This is a genomic window from Pseudomonas lini (assembly GCF_001042905.1).
Lineage (GTDB): Bacteria > Pseudomonadota > Gammaproteobacteria > Pseudomonadales > Pseudomonadaceae > Aquipseudomonas > Aquipseudomonas lini.
Map to the genome: position 1 here is coordinate 118,690 of NZ_JYLB01000010.1, position 15,684 is coordinate 134,373.

17 protein-coding genes and 1 pseudogene are annotated in these 15,684 nt (G+C 57.4%); 8 read left to right on the top strand and 10 right to left on the bottom strand.

The annotated features are described in order from the left end of the window. Positions 1–62: 62 nt before the first annotated feature. On the bottom strand, positions 63–1,484 hold the full coding sequence (locus TU81_RS25180; protein ID WP_048397104.1) for an MFS transporter: 1,422 nt from the start codon (positions 1,482–1,484) through the stop codon (positions 63–65). Positions 1,485–1,612: 128 nt separating this feature from the next. Between TU81_RS25180 and TU81_RS25185 the strand changes: the two genes are divergently transcribed. Continuing rightward, the gene (locus tag TU81_RS25185; protein WP_048397106.1) at positions 1,613–2,506 is read left to right on the top strand and encodes a LysR family transcriptional regulator; all 894 of its coding nucleotides are present in this window, start codon (positions 1,613–1,615) and stop codon (positions 2,504–2,506) included. A gap of 17 nt (positions 2,507–2,523) precedes the next feature. Here TU81_RS25185 and TU81_RS25190 read toward each other — a convergent pair whose 3' ends face one another. Continuing rightward, positions 2,524–2,700, bottom strand: coding sequence for a DUF1289 domain-containing protein (locus tag TU81_RS25190; RefSeq protein ID WP_038982653.1), 177 nt, complete (start codon positions 2,698–2,700; stop codon positions 2,524–2,526). Positions 2,701–2,703: 3 nt separating this feature from the next. Further along, positions 2,704–3,075, bottom strand: coding sequence for a hypothetical protein (locus TU81_RS25195; RefSeq protein ID WP_048397108.1), 372 nt, complete (start codon positions 3,073–3,075; stop codon positions 2,704–2,706). A gap of 536 nt (positions 3,076–3,611) precedes the next feature. Here TU81_RS25195 and katG point away from each other — a divergent pair. After that, positions 3,612–5,900 carry a catalase/peroxidase HPI gene (gene katG, locus TU81_RS25200; protein WP_048397111.1) on the top strand — a complete coding sequence of 763 codons (2,289 nt, stop codon included), beginning with the start codon at positions 3,612–3,614 and terminating at the stop codon, positions 5,898–5,900. A 96-nt stretch (positions 5,901–5,996) separates the two neighbouring features. Here katG and TU81_RS25205 read toward each other — a convergent pair whose 3' ends face one another. From TU81_RS25205 to TU81_RS25215, 3 genes are all read right to left on the bottom strand, one after another. After that, a complete protein-coding gene (locus tag TU81_RS25205; protein WP_048397113.1) occupies positions 5,997–6,614 on the bottom strand; it encodes a LysE family translocator in 618 nt (205 codons plus the stop codon). 533 nt (positions 6,615–7,147) lie between these two features. Next, positions 7,148–7,741 (bottom strand): NADPH-dependent FMN reductase, encoded by a 594-nt coding sequence (locus tag TU81_RS25210; RefSeq protein ID WP_048397115.1) that lies wholly within the window; start codon positions 7,739–7,741, stop codon positions 7,148–7,150. Continuing rightward, a complete protein-coding gene (locus tag TU81_RS25215) occupies positions 7,738–8,592 on the bottom strand; it encodes a sterol desaturase family protein (RefSeq protein WP_038982657.1) in 855 nt (284 codons plus the stop codon). The genes TU81_RS25210 and TU81_RS25215 overlap by 4 nt, the downstream gene beginning before the upstream one ends. Before the next feature lie 67 nt (positions 8,593–8,659). On the opposite strand from TU81_RS25215, the gene TU81_RS25220 reads away from it, so the two are divergent. The 4 genes and pseudogenes from TU81_RS25220 to TU81_RS25230 all read left to right on the top strand — a co-directional run bounded on the left by TU81_RS25220 (position 8,660) and on the right by TU81_RS25230 (position 10,679). Further along, complete coding sequence (locus TU81_RS25220) at positions 8,660–9,622, top strand: AraC family transcriptional regulator ligand-binding domain-containing protein (protein WP_038982658.1); 963 nt, start codon at positions 8,660–8,662, stop codon at positions 9,620–9,622. A gap of 37 nt (positions 9,623–9,659) precedes the next feature. Further along, a pseudogene (locus TU81_RS30375) lies at positions 9,660–9,770 on the top strand (transposase domain-containing protein); the annotation flags it as partial. 22 nt (positions 9,771–9,792) lie between these two features. Continuing rightward, positions 9,793–10,299, top strand: coding sequence for an AAA family ATPase (locus TU81_RS25225; protein WP_038982659.1), 507 nt, complete (start codon positions 9,793–9,795; stop codon positions 10,297–10,299). Between the two features lie 146 nt (positions 10,300–10,445). After that, entirely contained in the window at positions 10,446–10,679 is a 234-nt protein-coding gene (locus tag TU81_RS25230; RefSeq protein ID WP_038983676.1) for a hypothetical protein, read from the top strand. Positions 10,680–10,749: 70 nt separating this feature from the next. Here TU81_RS25230 and TU81_RS25235 read toward each other — a convergent pair whose 3' ends face one another. After that, positions 10,750–11,124, bottom strand: a complete 375-nt coding sequence (locus tag TU81_RS25235; RefSeq protein ID WP_038982660.1) for a tautomerase family protein — start codon at positions 11,122–11,124, stop codon at positions 10,750–10,752. A 108-nt stretch (positions 11,125–11,232) separates the two neighbouring features. Between TU81_RS25235 and TU81_RS25240 the strand changes: the two genes are divergently transcribed. Beyond that, entirely contained in the window at positions 11,233–12,126 is an 894-nt protein-coding gene (locus TU81_RS25240; protein WP_038982661.1) for a LysR substrate-binding domain-containing protein, read from the top strand. A gap of 6 nt (positions 12,127–12,132) precedes the next feature. Here the strand turns inward: TU81_RS25240 and TU81_RS25245 are convergent, their stop codons facing one another. The 3 genes from TU81_RS25245 to TU81_RS25255 form a co-directional block, all read right to left on the bottom strand. Then, a complete protein-coding gene (locus tag TU81_RS25245) occupies positions 12,133–13,026 on the bottom strand; it encodes a tyrosinase family protein (RefSeq protein WP_048397117.1) in 894 nt (297 codons plus the stop codon). Continuing rightward, a complete protein-coding gene (locus tag TU81_RS25250; protein WP_048397119.1) occupies positions 13,013–13,477 on the bottom strand; it encodes a hypothetical protein in 465 nt (154 codons plus the stop codon). The genes TU81_RS25245 and TU81_RS25250 overlap by 14 nt, the downstream gene beginning before the upstream one ends. Before the next feature lie 158 nt (positions 13,478–13,635). Then, positions 13,636–14,538 carry a LysR family transcriptional regulator gene (locus tag TU81_RS25255; RefSeq protein ID WP_038982664.1) on the bottom strand — a complete coding sequence of 301 codons (903 nt, stop codon included), beginning with the start codon at positions 14,536–14,538 and terminating at the stop codon, positions 13,636–13,638. A 92-nt stretch (positions 14,539–14,630) separates the two neighbouring features. Here TU81_RS25255 and TU81_RS25260 point away from each other — a divergent pair, with 92 nt between their 5' ends. After that, positions 14,631–15,638 (top strand): aldo/keto reductase, encoded by a 1,008-nt coding sequence (locus tag TU81_RS25260; protein WP_048397120.1) that lies wholly within the window; start codon positions 14,631–14,633, stop codon positions 15,636–15,638. Positions 15,639–15,684: the final 46 nt, after the last annotated feature.

Here is a 15,684-nt window from a genome sequence, read left to right on the forward strand (position 1 = left end):
GCAGCCCATCTGCGCCATGTGCGGGAAGTATCGACATTCGATTTCACGTGAACAATACAGCTTCACTGCAGTTCATTACTGCATGCAGTGCAGCAGTGTGAAGCTCGCAGCGTCAGCGCGATTCCCAGTGCCAGGACGATCAACAGCGCGGCGACGGCAAACGTTATTCGCATACCGTTGGCGATGGCGGCGGGAGATGCCGTGGTGATGTCTGGCGTCGCCGAGGCAAAGGCAAACACCGCGCCCATGACCGAGGCGCCGGTGATCAGCCCGAGATTGCGCGACAGGCTGAGCATGCCGGCAATCACGCCGCGCTGGTCCGGACGGATGTCGGTCATGATCGCAGTGTTGTTGGCCGCCTGGAACAACGCGTAGCTGGCAGTGATCACTGCAATGGGCGCGAGGTAACCGAGGAGGCCGAAACCCGCTGGCATCATCGATAAAACGCCCGTGCCGAGTGCCATTGCGACGAGCCCGACGACGGTCATGCGTCGAGTGCCAAAACGGTCCACCAGGCGACCGGCCGGCACCCCGGTCAGCGCAGCCACCAACGGGCCGACCGACAAGGCAAGGCCGACAAGGGCCGTGCCGAGGCCAAGCGCACCCGAAAGATAAAACGGCCCGACCACCAGCGTCGCCATCATCACCGTCGAAACGAGCGTGCTCATGGCCAGGCTTGCGCTCAAACCCGGCTCCCGGAACAGCGCCAATTTAATCAATGGCGAGGCAACCCTGGCTTCAACGAATATGAAAATCCCGGTGCCGACAACAGCTGTCAGCAGCAGCGCAATATTCAGCGGCCCCAGATCACCGTACCCAATCGTCATCGCTAGCGCATACGCCGCGAGCGTCAGCGCCAGCAGCAACGTGCCTGCCTTGTCGAAACCCACCCGCCCTGTTTTCTCTCGCTGAGAATCCGCAGGCAAATAGCGATACGCCAGCCAAATATTCAGAATGCCCAGCGGCACGTTGATCAGAAAAATCGCCTGCCAGTCGAAGCCGGAAATCAACATCCCACCCAGCGACGGACCCAACGTGGTACCGATCGCCGACATCGTGCCGAGCAATCCCATGGCGCTGCCGGTCTGCGCTTTCGGCACCGTCTCACTGACAAACGCCACGGTCAGCGCCAACATGATCGCGGCCCCGAGCCCCTGCACCGCCCGGGCGCCGATCAGCCACCAAAGCGACGGCGCGACACCACACGCCAGCGATGACAGGGTAAAAATGCCGATGCCCGCCAGCAGCAAACGCCGACGGCCGACGAGATCACCGAGTCGTCCAACGCTGACAATCAGCGTGGTGATCGCCAGCAAATATGCCAGAACGATCCACTGCACCTCCTGAAAGGAAGCATCGAACGCCTCGGCCAGTGTCGGCAAACCCGCGTTGGCGATGCTGGTGTCGAGTGAGGGCATCAACATCGACAGCGAAAGACTGGCGAGCGCCCAGCGGACCGAGCCTGATTGAGTGATGAGTTTCATGGTTGGCCACGTTTTGAAAGGTAGATCAGCAGCGTATGCCCGTGCGTGATATGGCGGAAGGCGCACCATTTGCACCTGATAGTTGCGTTTGACGCCATGTCATCCGCACGCCGTGCTAACGTTGAGACATGACGACTCCCGACCTGAATTTGCTGATTACCCTGGATGTGCTGCTCGCCGAAGGCAGCGTCGCGCGCGCCGCCCAACGACTGCGCCTGAGCCCTTCGGCCATGAGCCGGGCGCTGGCGCGATTGCGCGAAACGACGGGCGACCCGCTGCTGGTCCGGGCCGGACGTGGATTGGTGCCGACACCCCGAGCACTCGAACTGCGCGAACAGGTCAGTCGTTTGGTGCAAGACGCCGAAGCCGTGTTACGCCCCGCCGAACAGCTCGACCTCAAGCAACTGGTGCGAACGTTCACGCTGCGCACCAGCGACGGTTTCGTCGAAAACTTCGGCCCGGCACTGATTGCCCGCGTGAGTGAACAAGCACCCGGCGTGCGCTTGCACTTTGTGCAGAAGCTGAACAAGGACAGCGCCGCGCTTCGCGACGGTTCCGTCGACCTGGAAACCGGCGTAGTCGGCGGCACGACGAGCCCGGAAGTGCGCACCCGGGCGTTGTTCGAAGATCGTTTCATCGGCGTCGTGCGCACGGGGCATCCGCTGAGCCAGGGCGAGGTCAGCGCCTCCCGCTATGCCGCTGGCGGGCACATCCTGGTCTCGCGGCGAGGGCTCGATAAGGGGCCGATGGATGAAGCCCTGGAAGTGCTGGGACTGGAGCGCGAGATCACCACCATCGTCGGCGGCTTTTCGGCCGCGCTGGCGCTGGCTCGCGCCTCGGACCTGATCGCCACCGTGCCCGCACAACACAGCCGAAACCTGCGCGCCGGGCTGCACAGTTTTGACCTTCCGTTCGAGCTGCCACCGATCACCATTTCGATGCTCTGGCACCCGCGGATGGATGCCGATTCAGCGCATCGGTGGTTGCGTGAATGTGTTCGAGAGGTTTGTGCTCAGCCCTAGAGTTTCAGCTGACCGCTTCATTTTTTCTGCAGACCCTTCAACCGCAAACTCGCCCGCTGCACCGCCGCCATTTTTTCCGGACGCTTCATGCGCTTCCATTTTCTGATGTCGTCCTTGGTGCGGCCACAACTGACACACAGCTCACCGCTCAGCTGGCAAATGGAAACACACGGATTTTCGATATCCTTGGCCACGTTTCAACCCCGCGTCGAGCGCTTGGGCGCCAGGCGTTGCTGCCAGTTGCCGGCATTGGCGCGCTGACATTGTTCTTCAGAATCGAACTGCACATGGGCCGCTACCGGGCTGACGAGAACGTCCGCTTCACTTAACGCCACGGCCGTCAGTTCGACCATGCGCTCGCCCTGCCCGCTCGCCAGCGCCTGGTCTTTATTGGCCTGCGTATCGAAGACCCAGATCACCCGCAGGCTGGAAGGAAAGACCGCGTAATCGATTTCGTGGGTCAGCCAGCAGAACCCGACTATTTCCGCTTTGGCCGTTTCACACGCCTCGGTCAGGGTGGCGACCAGGCGACGTTCGATGTGTGCCTGATCGCGTTTGCTTAAAGACATCGGGTAAGGGTCCTTGGGTGGGCGTCGATGGAAGGGACTCATCATACGATACCGGGCTGATCCGAGCGTTGCTGTGTCTGTGCTGCCGTCTTCGCGGGCAAGCCTCGCTCCCACAGGTTTTGTGTCGTTTGCACAATCGTGTTTCAACACAAAACCTGTGGGAGCGAGGCTTGCCCGCGAAGAGGCCCAAACACCCACCGCAAATCCCGGCCCTGGAAACGCCGCTGAAGAATATTGCGAGGTGCCAGATAAAAGAAAATGCCTATCACCCCCCAATACTCCACCTATTAGCTGACTGCTTTATAGGCGTCTAACCTTATTGAAGCGCTGGTGTAAGCCGGCCGGTTGAGACTTGATAAAAGATACGAATGAGTCAGAAGCGTACTAGGCTTGCCGTGGGCCACCGTATTGGCAACTCGATTGCTGCTCTCCAGATTTCCCGTGTGACCACGACGATCGGTTGATCGAACGGCTGCAGCCTATGTCATTGATTTCGCTCGTCGCTATTGCGCGCCCACCCCGGGCCGGATAGCCGGATGAATACGACCAAAGGTAGCGCACACATGGCAAATGAATCGAAATGCCCGTTCAATCACGCCGCCGCGGGCGGTGGTACGACGAACCGCGATTGGTGGCCGAACCAACTGAACCTGAAGATCCTGCACCAGAATTCGCGGCTGTCCGACCCTACGGATGAGGGCTACAACTACGCCGAAGCGTTCAAAAACCTGGACTTTCAGGCGCTCAAGCAAGACCTGAACGCGCTGATGACCGATTCGCAAGACTGGTGGCCGGCAGACTTCGGTCACTATGGGCCGCTGTTTATTCGCATGGCCTGGCACAGCGCCGGCACTTACCGCACCGGTGACGGTCGTGGCGGTGCCGGTTCCGGTCAGCAGCGCTTTGCGCCGCTCAACAGTTGGCCGGACAACGTCAGCCTCGACAAGGCGCGCCGGCTGCTTTGGCCGATCAAGCAAAAGTATGGTCGCAACATCTCCTGGGCCGACCTGATCGTGCTCACCGGTAACGTCGCGCTGGAATCCATGGGCTTCAAGACCTTCGGCTTTTCCGGCGGTCGGCCAGACGTTTGGGAACCGGATGAGGCCGTCTACTGGGGCTCGGAAAACAAGTGGCTGGGCGGCGACACCCGCTACGAAAAAGACAAAAAAGAACCTATGCAAGAACCCGGCGAAGGCCCACTCGTTGCTGAGCCGGGGGAAAATGAAGACAGCCGTACCGACGGAGGACGCAACCTGGAAAACCCGCTCGCCGCGGTGCAAATGGGCCTGATCTACGTCAACCCGGAAGGCCCGGAAGGCAACCCGGACCCGGTCGCTGCAGCGGTGGACATCCGCGAGACCTTCGGGCGCATGGCGATGAATGACGAAGAAACCGTGGCACTGATCGCCGGCGGCCACGCCTTCGGCAAGACCCACGGTGCCGGGCCTGCCGACAACGTCGGCGCCGAGCCCGAAGCGGCCGGCCTCGAAGCACAAGGCCTGGGCTGGAAGAGCACTTTCGGCAGCGGCAAGGGTGGCGACACCATCACCAGCGGCCTGGAAGTGACCTGGACCACCACGCCCACCAAATGGAGCAACAACTACCTGGAAAACCTGTTCGGTTTCGAGTGGGAACTGACCAAGAGCCCGGCGGGCGCCAACCAGTGGACGGCGAAAGGCGGTGCTGGCGCGGGCATCATTCCGGATGCTCATGACCCGTCGAAGCGGCGTAACCCGACCATGCTGACCACGGACCTGTCCCTGCGATTCGACCCGATCTATGAACCGATCTCGCGGCGTTTCCTGGCGAACCCGGACCAGTTGGCCGATGCATTTGCACGCGCCTGGTTCAAGCTGCTCCACCGCGACATGGGCCCCCTCTCCCGCTACCTCGGCCCGGAAATGCCCAACGAAGAGCTCCTGTGGCAAGATCCGATTCCGGAGGTCGATCATGCCCTGATCAACGACAGCGACATCGCCGCACTCAAAGGTAAACTCCAGTCCTGCGGCCTGACCGTCTCGCAGCTTGTATCAACTGCGTGGGCGGCGGCTTCCACCTTCCGCGGCTCCGACAAACGCGGCGGCGCCAACGGCGGACGCCTGCGTCTGGCTCCGCAGAAATTCTGGCAAGCCAACCAGCCTGAGCAACTGGCGAGCGTACTGGCGAAACTCGAGAGCATCCAGAACGAGTTCAACAGCGGCGGCAAGAAAATCTCCCTGGCAGACCTGATCGTGCTGGCCGGTTGCGCCGGTGTCGAACAAGCGGCAAAAAATGCCGGCCACACCGTCACAGTGCCTTTCACACCGGGACGGATGGACGCCTCGCAAGAACAAACGGACGTTGAATCCTTCGGGTTCCTTGAACCTGCCGCCGATGGCTTCCGTAACTACCTCAAATCCCGCTACAGCGTACCGGCCGAGGCCTTACTGATCGACAAGGCGCAACTGCTGACACTCACCGCGCCAGAAATGACCGCGCTTATCGGTGGCCTGCGGGTGTTGAACACCAACGTCGGACAAACCCAACACGGCGTCTTCACGAAACAGCCAGAAGCGTTGACCAACGACTTCTTCAAAAACCTGCTCGATATGAGCGTGGAATGGAAACCCGTGTCGGAGGCCAATGAAGAGTTTGAAGGACGCGATCGGAAAACCGGCGACCTTAAATGGACGGGTACGCGTGTTGATCTGGTGTTTGGCTCGAATGCGCAGTTGAGGGCATTGGCTGAGGTCTATGCCTGCGACGATGCGAAGGAGAAGTTTGTGAAAGACTTCGTCGCGGCTTGGGACAAGGTGATGAATCTGGATCGGTTTGATTTGAGATGATCTGAGCATACTGCTGAAAACCCGCAACGCCTCCCTGTGTGGAGGCGTTGTGCTTTTTGCTGATCTATCGGCCAGGATAGATATTCAATCGTGGACTTATTGAACCAGCTGACGGATCCCCAGAGACAAAATCAAACCGCCGCACAGTCGATCAATAGCTTTTTTTCTCCGTCGATACGCTGAAGCGATCTCAGGTTGCGAAAGAGCGATTGCGACCACTCCATACCAAGTCATCGAAACCACAACTACGACTGCCAGCATCGACAAAAACGTGCCTGGTGCAACGTGGGTGGGGGCTGCGGCTGAGAAAATAGCGGCATAGAAGGCCATGGATTTAGGGTTGCCAATGTTCGTCACAACCCCCTGAATGAATGACTGCCGAAAGTTACCGACGACTGCATTGTTACAGGGGGCAAGCGCGCTCTTCCCGGCCTTGAGCAGCAGTCCGAATCCAAACCACATCAGGTAGGCTGCCCCCAGAACTTTTACGATCAGCGCCGCCCAAGGGAACGCAGCAAATACAACGCCGATACCTGCGATTGCACAGGTGGCCCAGAACAAATTGACCAATACGATGCCTGCCACCAAGGCCAAAGCTTCTGAGCGCGTAGCAGCTACCGCTTTGTGGACTACTGCAACAAAATTTGGCCCTGGAATAACGACACCGGCCAGGTAAACCAAAAAGACTGTCAAAACGGCGGGACCATCGATCATCTGCATTCCTTGCGAGTGTTGTGGCTAGGGACAGTCTTTCAGATCAAGGCCGCCCGCGGACTCAACGTACAACGAAATAATAATTCGATACAGGGCTTTTCGGCGTAGTTGTATTTTTACGCCAGGAGCAGTCATTTGCAGGCTCGGGCCGCGCTTGATCTTCAAAAAGAAAAAGCCCTACCCACCTAAAAATGGGATGGAGCTTTTTACTGCGCAACTCGCTGGAATATGGGCAACCCACCTTCTCCTTACACCGGAGAAATCGTGGCAAGCGCACCGATCAAAATGGTCAACACCAGAAATCCACCCAGGAAAAATGCCATCTTGCCCATGGGGCCTCCTACGTTATGAGTTTGCGGTGCAGCGGCTACCGCAACTGCTGACCGTGCTGTCATTGTGAGCCGGAGGCTGATCCCATTACAGATGCAGATAGCTCAGAAAAATACGGATCAGAACAACGCAGCCCCCCGAATTTCCTGCCCCCGTAGGAGCTGCCGAAGGCTGCGATCTTTTGATCTTCAGCATCCGTGGTTTTACATTCCCGTAGAAAACTCCGGCGGGTGTTCGATTGCAGATCGTAGGGTGCGTAAAGCTGCATCGTACTGACCAAGTATCTGCAGAGCCCAGTCAGCACGTGCCCGAATGCGACTATCACTTTCATCTGAAGGCTCTTCGCTGTTTAACATCGACTCTACGTTTCTGATGATGAGTTGTTCAGGCAAATACATGATCCGGCTATTTTTGTAGCTCGATGCACGTAACTCAGCAATTGGATAGGCGCCTCCAAGCCCTGCCGAAACGCCCACCAACAGCGCAGGCTTATGTCCAAGTTCACCGAGCCCTGCGTACAAAAAGAAGTTTTTCAGGGCTGGGCAAGCCATGCCATTCCACTCAGGGCTGATCACGATCAGTGCCGTCGCTTTTTTGAGAATGGATTGCTGGGCATTCCAGACTCTGCCGGTATCTTCTTCTGGCCAAAGCGGTAGCCGACTAGAGGCCAGGTCTATCAGTTCGCTTGAGTCACACAGCTCAAGTTTCTCTAGTCGGTCGCGCAGATACCTGGCGACCTTGACTGATTGGCTGTTTGATCTGTTCGATCCAGACAGCAGAACTATATGACGACTCATCGCGCCACCTTCTGGTTAGCGTTTACCTTGGGTGCGGTACGGCGGGAACGCACGATGGGCCAGAACAACTCTTCTTTCCAGCTTATCGGTGACAAGTGTTCGATTCCGTAGGCTGGCGGACGCCGACGGGTAATTTTTGCGGTTCCGAACAGTACGTCCCAAAAAAATAACAGGTTGCCGAAATTGCCTTTGTAATGGGTAACGCCATCCTCGGCAGTCAAACCGTGATGCGCAGAGTGAGTGGCGGGTGTGGAGAAGGTTCGCTCCAAAACCCAAACAAGTGGGCGTAACGCGGGGATGCGATAAAGTTTGTCGTCCCACGCAATGCTGCTATGTGCAGCGAAGATCACGGTCATTTTCAGAATCAAATAAACGTAATAAACGTGTGCGAGCCCAAGATAAATCAGCATGCCAGATAGCCAGATGCCGGGCATCAGAAGGTAGTAGAAACTGTTGTTGCGATAGACGATGCGTACACTCATATAGGGTGCGGAATGATGCGCACGGTGCAATGCATAAAGTGCGGGAACCCGGTGAGTCAGGCGATGCCACCAATATTGGGTCATGTCATCCAGCAGTAAAAACAATACAAATCCTGCAACCCACGGAATTGCGGCTAACGCGTCTTTCATGCCCGGTACAGCCTGATTCAGTATCTGGCCACTTAGCCACATGACCAAAGGGAATGTGACCGCCACCAGTATGCCGGAGCCGACGACTTCAATGAGTACGTCACGTTTACCGCCTGACGACTGACGTAACGAGGAACAGGCAAGCTCTAGCAAAATGAAGGCAAGGAAGATCCCGGCCACTATTACAGCAGGGTTATTGGCGAGCATTGTTATATTCATGGCACTCTCGATTTAGGCCCTTGCGGGCAATGCCATGTCATTAGAAACCCAGGAGTCAGCCCTCCCAATGCGCGAAATGGACAGAATTGAGCTAGAACCGGCCAATCGCCCGCCACAACGCTTTCATCGAGGCAGACTGGGCCAAGTGCTGGAGCGCTTCCTTGACAGCCAGGTTTCCCGAAAAAGCACGGATTACAGCCTGATCGAACTGGATCAGCTTTGGCGCGAGGCGGCGCGCATTGATCCGGCGATCGGGTTAAAACTGTTCGCGCTGTTCACGCCTCAGGACTGGCACGTCCTGGCCCATCTTTGCCTGTACAGCCCCGATGTTTTGTCGGCGATGCATCTTTGGGCCCGGTACGCACCGCTTGCATCGGACACAGACAATGTAAGGTTGGTGAATGACGAAAACGGCGTCGGAATCGAGTTGTGCGTCGATGCGCCAGGAGAGTTGGCGCGGTATGTCATCGAACACTACGGCGTGATGTCCATCGCGCAATTGCGACGTGGAACCGGGCAGGAAGTGCAGCCGGTTCTGGCGAAATTCATGCATTCGCGTCCGTCGTATTACAAGCAATATGCCCAGTGGTTTGGAGACCGCATCGAGTTTGACTGCCCGGTTAACCGCTTCTATTTCCATGCGCAAAGCTTGAGCCTGCCGATGCAAACCCGTCATCACGGAATGTTGGAGTTATTGACTCAGGAGCTGGATCGACGGATTGCCGCGCATCGCAACTTCAGCGGTTGGTCAGCCAAGGTTGCCGACGGTGCGCGACGATCTCTGGCGAGAGGTGAAACGCCAAATCTGGACGATCTGGCAAAGGCGCTGCACCAGACGCCCAGGACATTACGCAGACGCCTGGAAGAACAAGGCACGACCTTCAGGCAATTACTCGATCAGATTCGGGCGGAACTGGAACTGCATCTTGAGTTGCACGGCGAGTCGTTAACAGAGATTGCAGCTCAATTGGGCTACAGCGATTTGACTGCTTATCTTCATGCCCGAAGTCGATGGCGCGACAGGAAATAAGGTGGCGGCCTGATTATTTCGAGCCTGTCTTTTGCTTTATGATCCGTATGCTTATCTGAAGGACGTTCTCACGCGCCTGCCGACTCAACGGGCGAGTGATATTGCGCAATCGCTGCCGCATAACTGGCAACCGCCTAGACTGGGTTAACTCACTAACCGAAGGACATAGAATGCTCATTGTCTTCAGCGGCCTTCCAGGTACCGGAAAAACGACTATCGCAAGTAACCTTGCCACCAAAACAAGTGCCGTGTATCTGCGGATCGATACGATTGAGCAGGCTATCCGAAATTCCGGTGCTCTTGCACAAGATGTGGGGCGGAGCGGTTACATGGTCGCTAATGAGCTTGCTCTGAGCAATCTTCGTTTCGGCAGCACGGTCATAGTCGACTGTGTTAACCCAGTAATCGAAAGCCGAAGGGCGTGGAGCGAAATCGCTATACGCGCTGGTGCTCCATTAGTAAATATCCAAGTGGTTTGCTCTGATAAACATGAACACCAGCGACGGGTAGAAACCAGAAAAATTGATATTCCTGGGCTGACTCCACCCACCTGGCAGTCTGTATTGAATCATGAATATGAGGCGTGGGATAACGCTCCGTTTAATATAGACACAGCCCTGACGTCTCCAGCGGAGGCAGTGGCAATGATCACTAAACGATTTTTATCCGAGGAGTAGCGCCAGTTAAAAGCCCGACATAGCAAGGTGTGATCAGCTGACGCTTACGATTGGCTGAGCTGCCCTCGTATTCAGTTGGGGTTTTCCATTGAGGGCAGTTTCTCCGACTACCACGAGTCGAAGGAAATATGGTTTTGGAAGGTCATATGAAAATTGTTAAAGGGATATTGTTCGTCATCCTTATCGTTGCCTTGGCCGTCGGGGCGTTTAATTTGATATTCGTGGCAGTGTCTAGCTACTTTGGGCCGTTCTACGAGGGTGATGCGGACCAAAGTCGGAACTTTGCAATCTGGCTTTTGGGTAATCTGGGGGTTGGGGTGCTTTCGGTTGTTATGGGTGTTGCTTTGTATCGGCGATATCTGCGTAGGGCACGTGTTTGAATGAACAACTTCGGCACCGATGGTGGTGAGCGACCGGTGCCCCTCGTGCTGTTGCCCACCTGATAGAAAACTAGTTGCCCCGCCCGCCACCAAACGACCATTCATCTGCCGCGGTAGTGGTAATCACCACCATGACGTCTTCAGAGTCGATGCCTGGCGCTCGACTCAGTCTCTGGACCAGGTTGCGATAGAAACGCTGTTTCGTCTCGGTGTCTCGAGGGCGACCGGCAGTAATCGCGATCAGCACAAAGTCATGGCTGCGCGGACCGCCAAGATAGCCGGGATCAAATATCAGTTCGCCCACTTCATGTTGGTGAATGACCTGGAATCGGTCGGCCATCGGCACTTCAAAGCTTTCTACCAACGCGTCGTGCAGCCCCTGTGAGAGGGCCTGTAAATACTCGGCCGACTTTCCCCGGTGCAATGAAATACGTGCAAATGGCATAACGGTCTACTCCTGAAAAACCCGCTGACAGGAGAAAACTATCAAGTCGCGATAATTCCGAATATCCGATTTAATGGCGACCATAGTCCTGAATTAGTGGATGATTCGATGCGCCGTCCGACCTTCGATCTTGATGTACTGCGTACTTTCGTGACCGGTGTGGAGTTCAACAGCTTTGCCAAAGCGGCGGATCGGCTCAATCGCTCGACGTCCGCCGTGAGCGCACAACTCAAGAAACTTGAGGAACAGATAGGCGCGCCAGTGCTGTCCAAATCCGGTCGAGGGCTGGTGTTGACGCCGGTGGGTGAGTCCCTGCTCAGCCAAGCCCGCCAACTGCTTGAACTGAACGACAGCATTTTCCAGACCCTGCACGAAAGCCAGACCGCCGCAACGGTACGCCTCGGGCTTCAGGAAGACTTTGGCGAACACTTTCTCAGCGACATTCTGCGACGCTACGTCCAGATGTACCCGAGGGTGAGCCTCGAAGTCAGGATCGCGCGCAATACCGAATTGTTTGCGTTGATCGACAGCGGTGGCCTGGATCTGGCCCTGACTTGGGACACAGGGCACAAGTCCCCTTATGCCACGCGCCTGGGTGAAACGCAGATGCACTGGATCGGGCCTCGTGACACGCCATCGCTCAACCGCGATGTAGATTCTCCCCTGCCATTGATCCTGTTCGACGCTCCTTGCGTGTTGCGTAGCGCGGCAACCCAGGCACTGGATGAGGCACGGATTCCCTGGCGAATTGCGCTGACCAGCCCCAGTGTTGGTGGAATCTGGGCGGCCGTTGCTGCCGGTTTGGGCGTCACGTTGCGAACCCGTATTGGATTGCCAGGACATCTCTCCGTCATTGCTGGCCTACCCACGCTGCCGACCCTCGGCTATGCGCTTTATCGTGGAGCAGAACACCTGGCGCCTGCCACCCGACAACTGGCTGCGTTGATACAAACCCGTCTGGAAGAGCAGGCGTTCAGTATCACTGCAGGCGCCTCCGTTTGACGCTGCCTAAAGCAAGTCACCCAAGGTGTCGTACTTGTAATACTGGCTGTAATTCAGCACATCCCGGGGTGTCACCTTTTCCGGGAAAGGGCTGTACATCGGGTCATCTATCCGATGGAACTTGAGCGTATCCGGGGCATTTCCCGCAGGTACGTAAGCGGCGGCGGGATGCTTCGCTTGCCATGCGGCCCAGAGCCGATCGACGTTGCAATGATGTAGAAAGAACACGGGATCGTTCGGCGAGGACGACAATCCCATGTCACCACCGACCCACACATGGACGTTGTTATGAATGCGTTCTTCGCCCGCCCATCCCTCGATACTGTTACGCGCACCACCGGTGGATTGGGCCGCGTTGTAGGGTGCTTTGTCATACACCGGGTTTTCATGGATGACCTTGCGCACATTGGCTCGGCTGGGCAGCGCCCCACCACTACCCAGATAACGCACCAGGGGGCGGTTTACCCCTTCCAGTTCCATGGTGCGGCCATTACCCGTCAATCGCACCCGCCACTTCCCATTCACGAACTGTCCAAGGTACTCATCCGACCAGATGAGTGAAGTTCTCGGGTCCTGAAGTTCCGCGTCAGTGTTCCAGTCCCAGTATGGGATTCGAAAGTTGGGGTCGCCTATCGCCTTGCGAATCAAGGTTTCCAGCCGCACGAGAAAGTAGCGATGCCACGGCAAGAATGATGGCCCGCCATGCGCAGCGTTCCTGGCCATCTGCCCGGCAGGCGTTGAAATCATCATGGCCCGGTGGTGCCAGGCCACGAAGGAGTCATAAATCGAGAGGTTAGCCTGTCCGGGCCAGGGATTCTGCGCGGGGTCCTTGAGCCGCTGTACCCCTTCAACGTATTTCTTAAGCGCCGGGAGATCATTGACCGCATTAGACCTGATCATGATGTGCTCCGTGGGCATGGTGGTCGGGGTGGCCCGAGTGCTCTCCCCCATCGCCATCGCCCTTGGCGAAGGATTCTGGATAGGCATCGATCACCGCGGTCATCAAGTCGAGAGCCGATCCGTAAGTGACGAATGGGGTGGCGTGCGTATGGACCTGGCCCGCATCGTCCACAAACAGATGCGCCTGGACCGGCGCCCCATCAACCTCTACCTGGTAGGTGGTCACGATCCGGACAACGTGCCCTTTGTGGTTAATCTCGCGAACCGTCCTGGCTTCATGTCCTGCATGCGGGTCCACGTACTCAGGGAACTGTTCCTTGATCCACGCTGGGTGCGTTTTGTCAGGATCGGTGATGGATATCTCTGCGAGAGCACCTATGTCAGGCGGGCTCAATAGCACGTTGGGTTTTGTGCCCGCTGGTTCGGGGCTGGAGACGTTCTTCCGTGTCATGATTCCTCCTGGAGTGTGCCCCCGGACGATTGCCCGGACTGGCTGGAGGAAGTGTAGTTGGTAGCGGGTAGGCATGCCGTTGAACTCGTCCGCCGGGCGGACTCGCTGTGGATTCCCCTACGCGGCTAGAATCAAAATGACATCGCGATGGTTATGAATCAGGTTCGCAAGTCGCCCGCTCTGATGAATTCGATGAGGGCGTTCAAGGCTGGCGGCACATGGCGCCGGCTGGGGTAATAAAGAAAGAATCGGCTTGGCGGTGCTTTCCATTCCTGGAGTATTTCTTTGAGATGCCCGTTGCGGATTTCGTCCCGCGCCAGCTCCTCGTAGACATAGGCAATACCCGCGCCATCTTTCGCCGCCTGGATCATCAGCGCATCGTCTTCCAGAATGAGCGGGCCTGTGACGGACAACCGTATCGGTTGACCGTCTGCCTGATACTCCCAGGCATAAAGTTTGCCACTGGGAAAACGCCTGGCAATGCACGCATGCTCGAGCAAGTCGCGGGGAGCCTGCGCGATCCCCTTCGCGGCCAGATAGGCATCCGACGCTACGGTCACGAATGATTGAGGTGCGCCTGCAGGGACTGCGATCATGTCACCGGCCAGGCTTTCACCAAAGCGGACTCCAGCGTCAAACCCGCCGTTCACGATATCAGTCAATCCATCATCGGTAATCAGGTCCAACTGAATACGTGGATACCTGGCCACGAAGGGCGCGAGCACTTTCGCAAACACGATACGAGCCGCCGGACGCGCCACGTTGAGGCGAAGTTTGCCAGCGGGCACTTCCTGCATCGAGGTCAATTGCGCCAATACATCGGCAACCTGGTGCAGGGTCGGGACCAGCGTCGCTAATAGCTGCTGGCCGGCCTCGGTCGGGGTCACGCTACGAGTGGTTCGGTTCAGCAGCCTGATGCCCAGGCGTGCCTCCAACGCTCGCATTGCGTGACTCAACGCGGAAGCCGACACGCCACGCTCGTCGGCTGCCTTGCGGAAGCTGCGATGGCGAGCGACGGCGGCAAAGGCATCGAGCTCAGAGAGATCGGGGTGATTACTCATGAATGTCATTCAGTAGTTCAAATACGATTACCCATCTTATCGTCATCAGATCTCTCCCGGATACTTCTCAACTCATTTGTGGAGAGGTCGCTATGCAAAAGAATCGTCTTGGATCATCGGATTTCCAAATTTCGCCTATTGGCTTGGGGACATGGGCAATCGCCGGCGCCGGCTGGGAATACAGTTGGGGCGCGCAGGATGACAAGGACAGCCTGGGCGCACTTGAATATGCCGTCGAACGCGGCGTGAACTGGATTGATACCGCTGCGGTTTATGGCTTGGGCCATGCGGAGCAATTGGTGGGGCAATTGCTGCGTCGGGTGCCGGTCTCGCGGCGTCCTTTGGTGTTCACCAAAGGCAGCCTGGTCTGGGACCCGGTCACGAAGGAGATTTCGCACTCCCTGGCCCCCCAATCCTTGCTCGCCGAGATCGACGCAAGCTTGCGCAGGCTCCAAGTCGAGACTATCGATCTGTATCAGATCCACTGGCCTGCCTTTCCTGCCGACGCAAGCAGTGAAGGTATTGAAGTGGCGCTTTCGGCTTTGGCAGCCGCGCGCGATCAAGGAAAAATTCGCGCTATCGGCGTATCCAATTTCGATGTCGCTCAACTCAAGCGGGCGCAGGCGGTGACTGAGATCGTTTCCCTCCAGCCGCCGTACTCCGCCTTGATGCGGGACATCGAGAAGGACGTCCTGCCATTCTGTGAGCAGGCCGGGCTGGGGGTCCTTGCCTATTCCACGCTGCAATCGGGATTACTGTCCGGCAGCATGACGCGCGAACGCATCTCGCAACTGCCCGAAGACGATTGGCGCAAGGCCCGAAGTGCTGATTTCCAGGAGCCTCGTTTGAGTGCGAACCTGACGCTGGTTGAGGTCATGGCACGCATTGGAGAAAGGCATGGGGTGAGCGCTGCGGCGGTCGCCATCGCCTGGGTACTTCGCCAACCGGTAGTGACGGGCGCCATTGTCGGAGCCCGCCGCCCGGCACAAGTAGACGGGCTGATTGCAGCCTCGGCGTTGCGCCTTAGCGCCGCGGAAATCGATGAAATTCGACCGTTCCTGCCGTCGGGCATGGGAACAAATGTTCCTGGCGCCGCCTGACACCCTGAGAGGTCCGAGTGCTCTCCTCCATCGTCATCGCTGGCAG

What these genes read in the sequence shown, in the direction of transcription:
- TU81_RS25250 (WP_048397119.1), bottom strand. Translation starts at nt 13,477, where the DNA reads ATGACACGGAAGAACGTCTCCAGCCCCGAACCAGCGGGCACAAAACCC.
- TU81_RS25180 (WP_048397104.1), bottom strand. Translation starts at nt 1,484, where the DNA reads ATGAAACTCATCACTCAATCAGGCTCGGTCCGCTGGGCGCTCGCCAGT.
- TU81_RS25235 (WP_038982660.1), bottom strand. Translation starts at nt 11,124, where the DNA reads ATGCCATTTGCACGTATTTCATTGCACCGGGGAAAGTCGGCCGAGTAT.
- katG (WP_048397111.1), top strand. Translation starts at nt 3,612, where the DNA reads ATGAATACGACCAAAGGTAGCGCACACATGGCAAATGAATCGAAATGC.
- TU81_RS25240 (WP_038982661.1), top strand. Translation starts at nt 11,233, where the DNA reads ATGCGCCGTCCGACCTTCGATCTTGATGTACTGCGTACTTTCGTGACC.
- TU81_RS25215 (WP_038982657.1), bottom strand. Translation starts at nt 8,592, where the DNA reads ATGAATATAACAATGCTCGCCAATAACCCTGCTGTAATAGTGGCCGGG.
- TU81_RS25230 (WP_038983676.1), top strand. Translation starts at nt 10,446, where the DNA reads ATGAAAATTGTTAAAGGGATATTGTTCGTCATCCTTATCGTTGCCTTG.
- TU81_RS25260 (WP_048397120.1), top strand. Translation starts at nt 14,631, where the DNA reads ATGCAAAAGAATCGTCTTGGATCATCGGATTTCCAAATTTCGCCTATT.
- TU81_RS25185 (WP_048397106.1), top strand. Translation starts at nt 1,613, where the DNA reads ATGACGACTCCCGACCTGAATTTGCTGATTACCCTGGATGTGCTGCTC.
- TU81_RS25205 (WP_048397113.1), bottom strand. Translation starts at nt 6,614, where the DNA reads ATGATCGATGGTCCCGCCGTTTTGACAGTCTTTTTGGTTTACCTGGCC.
- TU81_RS25195 (WP_048397108.1), bottom strand. Translation starts at nt 3,075, where the DNA reads ATGTCTTTAAGCAAACGCGATCAGGCACACATCGAACGTCGCCTGGTC.
- TU81_RS25245 (WP_048397117.1), bottom strand. Translation starts at nt 13,026, where the DNA reads ATGATCAGGTCTAATGCGGTCAATGATCTCCCGGCGCTTAAGAAATAC.
- TU81_RS25225 (WP_038982659.1), top strand. Translation starts at nt 9,793, where the DNA reads ATGCTCATTGTCTTCAGCGGCCTTCCAGGTACCGGAAAAACGACTATC.
- TU81_RS25210 (WP_048397115.1), bottom strand. Translation starts at nt 7,741, where the DNA reads ATGAGTCGTCATATAGTTCTGCTGTCTGGATCGAACAGATCAAACAGC.
- TU81_RS25255 (WP_038982664.1), bottom strand. Translation starts at nt 14,538, where the DNA reads ATGAGTAATCACCCCGATCTCTCTGAGCTCGATGCCTTTGCCGCCGTC.
- TU81_RS25220 (WP_038982658.1), top strand. Translation starts at nt 8,660, where the DNA reads ATGCGCGAAATGGACAGAATTGAGCTAGAACCGGCCAATCGCCCGCCA.